The sequence below is a fragment of the Streptomyces sp. NPDC058221 genome (assembly GCF_042882365.1).
GTDB lineage: Bacteria > Actinomycetota > Actinomycetes > Streptomycetales > Streptomycetaceae > Streptomyces.
The window spans coordinates 20,389-27,561 of sequence record NZ_JBHVWF010000083.1 but is presented as its reverse complement, the minus strand read 5'-3'; the positions used below and the strand labels follow the sequence as shown (position 1 = coordinate 27,561).

At 72.1% G+C, this 7,173-nt stretch carries 4 protein-coding genes; 1 reads left to right on the top strand and 3 read right to left on the bottom strand.

Translation table 11 applies throughout. The annotated features are described in order from the left end of the window. Window positions 1-70: 70 nt before the first annotated feature. The 3 genes from ACFVW8_RS24430 to mce all read right to left on the bottom strand — a co-directional run bounded on the left by ACFVW8_RS24430 (window position 71) and on the right by mce (window position 5,656). Window positions 71-1,009 carry a cellulose-binding protein gene (locus ACFVW8_RS24430; protein WP_389693406.1) on the bottom strand — a complete coding sequence of 313 codons (939 nt, stop codon included), beginning with the start codon at window positions 1,007-1,009 and terminating at the stop codon, window positions 71-73. Between the two features lie 188 nt (window positions 1,010-1,197). After that, the gene (scy, locus tag ACFVW8_RS24425; RefSeq protein WP_389693404.1) at window positions 1,198-4,980 is read right to left on the bottom strand and encodes a polarized growth protein Scy; all 3,783 of its coding nucleotides are present in this window, start codon (window positions 4,978-4,980) and stop codon (window positions 1,198-1,200) included. A 247-nt stretch (window positions 4,981-5,227) separates the two neighbouring features. Continuing rightward, on the bottom strand, window positions 5,228-5,656 hold the full coding sequence (gene mce, locus ACFVW8_RS24420; RefSeq protein ID WP_389693402.1) for a methylmalonyl-CoA epimerase: 429 nt from the start codon (window positions 5,654-5,656) through the stop codon (window positions 5,228-5,230). Between the two features lie 293 nt (window positions 5,657-5,949). Here mce and ACFVW8_RS24415 point away from each other — a divergent pair, with 293 nt between their 5' ends. Then, on the top strand, window positions 5,950-7,152 hold the full coding sequence (locus tag ACFVW8_RS24415) for an acetyl-CoA C-acetyltransferase (RefSeq protein ID WP_389693400.1): 1,203 nt from the start codon (window positions 5,950-5,952) through the stop codon (window positions 7,150-7,152). Window positions 7,153-7,173 lie beyond the last annotated feature (21 nt).

The following is a 7,173-nucleotide window of genomic DNA, read 5'->3' as shown; positions in this document are numbered from 1 at the left end:
CGGGCGCGTCGGAGTGGAACCGACCGGACCGTCGGGGGACGAGCGGTCGTCACTGCTTCGTTCGCCGGCGTCAGCGGGTCTGCTGGGCCGGGACGCCGCGGGAGGCGGGCTCCTCCTCGGCGGGGGTGCCGGCGGCGGCCACCGCGGCACCGGTCAGCGTCGCGAGCATCTCGCGGACGTTGGTCAGCTGCGCGTTGATCGAGTCGCGGCGGTTGGTGAGCGCAGCCAGCTCGCGCTCCGATTCGCTGCGGATCCGGTCGGCCTTGGCGTTGGCGTCGGCCACGATGTCCTCGGACTGGCGCTGCGCGGTCTCGACCGTCTGACGGGCCCGGCGCTCGGCGTCCGTGCGGAGCTTCTCGGCCTCCAGGCGGAGCTGCTCGGCGCGGTGCTCGATCTCGGCCAGACGCTTCTCGGCCTTGGCCTGGCGGGACGCGAGGTCGCGCTCCGACTGGTCGCGGCGCTTGGCCAGGTTGGTCTCGAAGTCCGCGGCGGCCTGGGCGGCCTTGGCGCGGGTCTCCTCGAAGAGGGCGTCGGCCTCCTCGCGCTTCTGCGCGGCGTCCTTCTGGGCGTCCGAGCGGAGCGTGGTGGCCTCGCCCTTGGCCTTCTCGACGATGCGGACGCCGTCGTCCTCGGCCTTGGCCTTGCGCTCGGTGGCGAAGGTCTCGGCGTCGTTGCGCACCTGCTGGGCTGCGGACTCGGCGAGCTCGCGGTGCTGCTCGGCGGCGCGACGGGCCTCTTCCCGAAGGTCCTTCGCCTCCTCCTCGGCAAGGCGGAGAATCTTCTCCACGCGAGCACCGAGACCGGCGTACGACGGCTCCGCGTCGTTCACCTGGGCCTGGGCGTTCTGCGTTTCGAGGTGCAGCTCCTCGATGCGCTTTTCCAGAGACGTGATGCGGGCGAGAGCACTATCACGGTCGGCGACGAGCTTGGTAATGCGGTCATCCACCTGACCGCGGTCGTAACCACGCCGCACGAGCTCGAAGCCGAAGGGGGAGGAAGGGTCACTCATGGGGTTCCTGTCGAAGTAAGACCGGTGAGGTGATAGGGGGAATCCTAGGGGCCCGGGCGGCGTGTCATCGAGCAGATGCCCGTTTGATCTGGAGAATGACCCCCCTTTTGAGTGGCTAACCCTCACAGCCCTTGCCACTCGGAGGGCTGAATGGTGTCGCCGGACCGCGTAAGCCCCTGGGGAGGGACCTACCCATCGGACGGCTTGCCACTCGACCGAGTGCCCGCCGCAGCCCCGGCCTTGACGCCGTCGGCGCTCTTACCGCCCGCCGCGGGGGTCTCGAAAGACTCCAACGCCTCCAGTACGTCCTGGACACGGGAGATCTCCGTGTTGATGTCGGCACGCCGGCGCACCAGGACATCGAGTTCGCGCTGTCCTTCGTCCACCGTCCGCTTGGCCTCGGCCTCGGCGTCGGACCGCAGCTTCTCGGCCTCGCGCACCAGGCTGGCCTTCTTCTGCTCGGCCTCCTTGAGCAGCGACTCGGCCCGCTTCACGGCGGCGATCCGGACCTTGCTCGCCTCCGAACTGGCGTCCGCCAGCAGATCCTTGGCCTTCGCCGCAGCCTCCTCGCGCTGCTCGGTCGCCGCCTTCATCAGGTTGTCGACGCGCTCGCCGGCCGTCTTCATCTGCTCGGACGTCTCCCGCCGGGCACGGTCGTGCAGCTCCTCGATCTCGCTCTCCAGGCGGGTCCTGAGCTCCTCGGCCCGCTCCCGGATGGCGGTGGCGTCCCGGCGTGCGCCGACCAGCAGCTCGTCCGCGTCCGTCCGGGCCCGCTCGACCAGCGAGTTGCCCTCGACGGTCGCGTCGGAGGTGATCCGGACCGCCTCGTTACGGGCCGCCCCGACCATGGTGTCGGCCTGCTCCTCGGCCTCGGTGGCGGCGCGCAGCGCCTCCTCCTGGGCCTTGTTGATCAGCTGGTCGGCCTGCTCTGCGGCGTCCGCCCGGCGCTTCGAGGCCGATTCGCGCGCCTCGTCGAGCAGCCGGTCCGCCTCCTGGCGGGCCTCGGCACGCATCTGTTCGGCCGCCGCCTCGGTGTCGCCCCGCAGCCGCTCCGCCTCCTCGCGGGTGCGGGCCGCGTGCTCCTGTGCGGAACCGACGGTGGCCGCCGCCTCCGCCCGCAGCCGCTCCGCCTCGCCCGCGGCCTCGTCGCCGAGCCGGGCCGCCTGCTGCGCGGCCTCCGTCACGACGCGTTCGCTCTCAGCGGTCGCCTCGGTCATCAGACGGTCGGCCTGGACCGCCGCGTCCGACCGCATCCGGTTGGCGTCCTCACGGGCCTCCGCGCGGCTGCGCGAGGCATCCTGCTCGGCCGATGCCAGGGCGTCGGACGCCTCGGTGCGCATCCGCTGGCTGTACTCCGCGGCGTCGGCCCGCAGCTTCTCCGACTCCGTGATCGCCTCGGAGACCGTCCGCTCGGCCATCGTCTCCGCGGCGTCGGTCTCCTCCTTCGCCACGGCGCGGATCCTGGCGGCGTCCTCGCCGGCCCGCTCCCGCTCGGCGTAGGCGTCGGCGCGGACCCGGTCCGCCTCCTCCTGCGCCTCGGACCTCGTCCGCTCCGCGACATGCTCGGCGGTGGAGCGCAGCCCGGCGATCTCCGCCTCGGCCTGCTCCTGGAGCCCGTTGACCGAATCCCGTACCTGCTGGGCGGTCTGCTCGGCCGCGGAGACCATCTCGGTCGCCCGGCTGTCCGCCTCCTCGACCAGGCGCTGGGCCTCGGCCTGTGCCTCCTCGACCCGCTTGCGGGCGGAGGCGAGGAGCTCCTCGCTCTGCTCGCGGGCCCGCTCGCGCTCCTGATTCGCCTCGGAACGTGCCGCGTCGAGGGTCTCCTCGGCCTCGCGGCGGCGCCGGTTCGCCTCCTCCTGGGCGGCGGCCAGCGCCTCCGCGGCCTCCGTGCCCACCCGCTCCGCCGCGGCAGCGGCCTCCGAACGGACCCGGTCGGCGCTCTCCTGCGCCTCGGACTTGAGCCGCTCCGCCTCGGCGGCCGCCTCGCTGCGCAGCCGTACCGCGACGGTCTCGCCCTCGGCACGGGACTGCGAGGCGTCGGCCGCGGCCTCGTCGCGCAGCCGCTGGGCCTCGGTCTCGGCCTGCTCCTGGAGCGAGCGCAGCCGCTCGGCGGCCTCGGTGCGCAGCCGCTCGGACTCCTCGTTCGTCTCGCGCCGGATGCGCTCGGCGTCCGTGCGCGCCTCGCCCAGCGCCTGCTCGGCCGTGGTGACCCTGGTCTCGGCCTCCGTGTGCAGCCGGGTCAGCTCGTCGGCGGCCTCGGCCTGCCGGGCCGCGACCGCGCGCTCGGTCTCCTCGCGCAGCTCCGTCGCGGCCTGCTCGGCCGCGGACGTCGTCGCCTCCACCAGCTCCTCGGCCTCGGCACGCAGCTGCTCGGCCTCGGCGTGGGCCCGCTCCAGGGCCTCGTCCGCCTGCTTCTTCAGCGCCGCAGCCCGCTCGGCGGCCTCACCGCGGACCCGCTCGCTCTCGGTGCCCGCGGCGCCGCGCAGCTCCTCCGCGTCCGCCTTGGCCTTGGCCAGCAGCTCCTCGGCGGTCTTCGCGCCCTCCTCGATCTGCTGGACGGCCTCCCGGCGGGCCTCGCCGCGGATCCGCTCGCCCTCGGCGACCGCTTCGGAACGCAGCTGCTCGGCCTCGCCGCGCAGCCTGCGCGCCTCCTCCTGCAGCTCGACCGTCTTGGCCCGGTACTCCTTGGTGTCGTCCTTGGCCGCACCCTTGAGCTGGTCGGCCTGCTCGGCCGCCTCGCCGCGCAGCCGGTCCGCCTCGGCCTCCGCCTCGCGGCGGATCCGGTCGGCCTCCTCGCTCGCCGCGCGGGTGGTCGACTTGGCGTCGTCGGACGCCTTCGTCAGGACCTCCTCGGCGGCACGCGCGGCCTTGGCGAGCTGGGCCGCGGCATCCTCGGCTGCGGCGGTGCGGGCGTCGTCGGCAGCCTCGGAACGGAGCCGGTCCGCCTCGGCGCGGGCATCGGCGAGCGCCTGCTCGGCCTCCGCCTTCAGCGCTTCGGAGTCCTTGGTGGCCTCGCCGACCAGCCGGGCGATCTCCGACTTGGCGGTACGGGTGCGCTGCTCGTTCTGCGACTCGGCGCCGGCCAGCCGCTTGACCGCGGCCTCCTTCGCCTCCGAGAGGACCTTCTCGGCCTCCACACGGGCCTCGCGCAGCTGCGTCTCGGCCTCCTGCATGCGCTGCTCGGCGGTCCGGTTCAGCTCGGCGGTCTGCTGCCGGCTCTGCTCGGTCTCGGCCGTCGTGGACGTACGCAGCTGCTCGGCGTGGGTGGTGGCCTCCTGCGCCTGGCTGGACGCGGCGTTCAGCATCCGCTCGGCGTCCTTGCGGGCCCGCAGCAGGATGGACTCGGCTTCGGACCGGGCGGACTCCGCCTCGGAACCGAGCCGCTGCCGGGTCTCGTCAGCCAGCCGGCCGGCCTCGGCGCGGGCGGCGGTCAGCGCCTGCTCGGCCTCGGCCCGCGACTCCTCCAGCAGCCTGCGGGCCTGGGACTCGGTCCTGGCGCGCAGCTGCTCGGCCCATGCGACGTTCTCGTTGACATGGGACTCGACGGTCTGACGGCGCTCCGCCAGCTCCTGGTCGAGCCGCTGTCGCCGCTGCACGGCCTCGTTGTGCAGCTCGGCCTGGAGCCGGGCCTGGTGCTCGGCGTGCTCCTGCAGGATCCGCTGCGTCTGCGCACGGGCCTCGCGCAGCTCGCGCTCTGCGTCGTTGCGCAGCTGGTCGGCCTGGATCTGGGCATTGCGGAGCAGCTGCTCCGCCTGGTAGCCGATGTCCGCGCTGTCGTAGGCGGGACGGGTCGCCAGACTGCGGCGGGCCTCGTGCAGCTTGGCGCGCAAGACCTCGACCTGGTAACCGAGGTCCTCGGCGTGCTGAACGGCCTTCTCCCGGTCGGTCTTCAGCCGGTCCATCTCGGCCTCGAACCGCGAGAGATGGTCGTCTTCAGCTCGGTGGCTCTCCTGGCGTTCGTAGCCCCGCACTGCGCGGTCCCATCCTTCCCCGAGCTCTCAACTCGATCGAGCAGGGGAGGCCCCAACCCTGGTCGCAAACTCCAAACGAGTACCGTTCGCCGGCGAACGGTCCCCCGGGGAATGGTGACAGATCAATGGCTGAGGACGCGTCGCGGCCCCGACCGGCCCCGGCCCGGAACAGCCCACTCTACCGGGCCGGGTATCCCTGAGAAGCTGTTGTCCGGCTCCCGCTGGATCCGGGGGACCGCATCCAGGGTCAGTGCTCCGTCCGGGACGTGACCAGTTCGGTCAGGACACCGTGGCAGTCCTTGGGGTGGAGGAAGGTGATCCGGGACCCCATCGACCCCGTCCTGGGCTCGTCGTACAGCACCCTGACGCCCTTTTCCCGGATGTCAGCGGCGTCCGCGTCCACGTCCGCCGTGCCGAACGCGATGTGGTGCACGCCCTCACCGTTCTTGGCCAGCCATTTTCCGACGGCCGAGTCCTCGCGGGTCGGTTCGAGCAGCTGGAGGTAGGAGGCGCCGCCGTCCGACGTCTCGTTGATCTTGAGCATGGCCTCCCGTACGCCCTGCTCCTCGTTGGTCTCGGAGTGGAAGACCTCGAACCCGTAGGTCGAGCGGTAGAACTCGACGGTGGCGTCGAGGTCGAAACAGGCGATCCCGATGTGGTCGATTCGCGTCAGCATGGGAACAGTGCAGCGCTACACGGGCGGTTACGCAACGTGCGCGCGATCACACCCGCCGCCGGATGACGGGCGCAGTACCGCTCAGTACATTCAAGCGGAGGGGCCCGCACATGAGGGGTGGAAGAAGGAGCAGGGCTGGGTGCGTGCAGCTGCAAGGCGGAGGAGGGAGGCATGGCGGAGCCATGCCGACCGACGACAACGCCGCAGATGTGCGTGCCCAGCCCTGTGACGCCGCCCCTCATGTGCGGGCCCCTCCCACCCTCGTTCACTTCTAATCCAAGGGGCTGTGCCTCATGTCAGGAACGACCGGTACGACTTCCGTGATCGTCGCGGGCGCCCGTACGCCCATGGGCCGCCTCCTCGGCTCACTGAAGAGCTTCTCCGGGGCCGACCTCGGAGGCTTCGCCATCAAGGCGGCGCTGGACCGGGCCGGCATCGGCGGCGACCAGGTCGAGTACGTGATCATGGGCCAGGTGCTGCAGGCCGGGGCAGGGCAGATCCCCGCACGGCAGGCTGCCGTCAAGGCGGGCATCCCTTTGAGCGTCCCGGCGCTCACCGTCAACAAGGTGTGTCTCTCCGGGCTCGACGCCATCGCCCTGGCCGACCAGCTGATCCGCGCAGGTGAGTTCGACGTCGTCGTGGCCGGCGGCCAGGAGTCCATGACGAACGCCCCGCACCTGCTCCCGAAGTCACGCGAGGGCCACAAGTACGGCGCGATCGAGATGCTCGACTCGATGGCGCACGACGGCCTGACCGACGCCTACGAGAACATCCCGATGGGCGAGTCCACCGAGAAGCACAACACCCGCCTCGGCCTGGACCGTGCGGCCCAGGACGAGATCGGCGCCCGCTCCCACCAGCGCGCCGCCGCCGCCCAGAAGAACGGTCTCTTCGAGGCCGAGATCACCCCGGTCGAGATCCCGCAGCGCAAGGGCGATCCGGTCCTCTTCTCCAAGGACGAGGGCATCCGCCCCGAGACGACCGCCGAGTCGCTCGGCAAGCTGCGGCCCGCCTTCGCCAAGGACGGCACGATCACGGCCGGCACCTCCTCGCAGATCTCCGACGGCGCCGCCGCGGTGGTCGTCATGAGCAAGGCCAAGGCCGAGGCGCTGGGCCTCGACTGGATCGCGGAGATCGGCGCCCACGGCAATGTGGCGGGCCCGGACAACTCGCTCCAGTCCCAGCCGTCCAACGCGATCCGGCACGCCCTCAAGAAGGAGGGCATCGGCGTCGACGACCTCGACCTCATCGAGATCAACGAGGCCTTCGCGGCCGTCGCGGTCCAGTCCATGAAGGACCTCGGCGTCACCTCTGACAAGGTCAACGTCAACGGCGGTGCCATCGCGCTCGGTCACCCGATCGGGATGTCCGGCGCCCGTGTGGTGCTGCACCTGGCGCTGGAGCTCAAGCGGCGCGGCGGCGGCACCGGGGCTGCGGCGCTGTGCGGCGGCGGCGGCCAGGGCGATGCACTGATCCTGCGCGTTCCGGGCAAGTAGCAGGCAGTACGCGGAACACGC

What these genes read in the sequence shown, in the direction of transcription:
- ACFVW8_RS24430 (WP_389693406.1), bottom strand. Translation starts at nt 1,009, where the DNA reads ATGAGTGACCCTTCCTCCCCCTTCGGCTTCGAGCTCGTGCGGCGTGGT.
- mce (WP_389693402.1), bottom strand. Translation starts at nt 5,656, where the DNA reads ATGCTGACGCGAATCGACCACATCGGGATCGCCTGTTTCGACCTCGAC.
- ACFVW8_RS24415 (WP_389693400.1), top strand. Translation starts at nt 5,950, where the DNA reads ATGTCAGGAACGACCGGTACGACTTCCGTGATCGTCGCGGGCGCCCGT.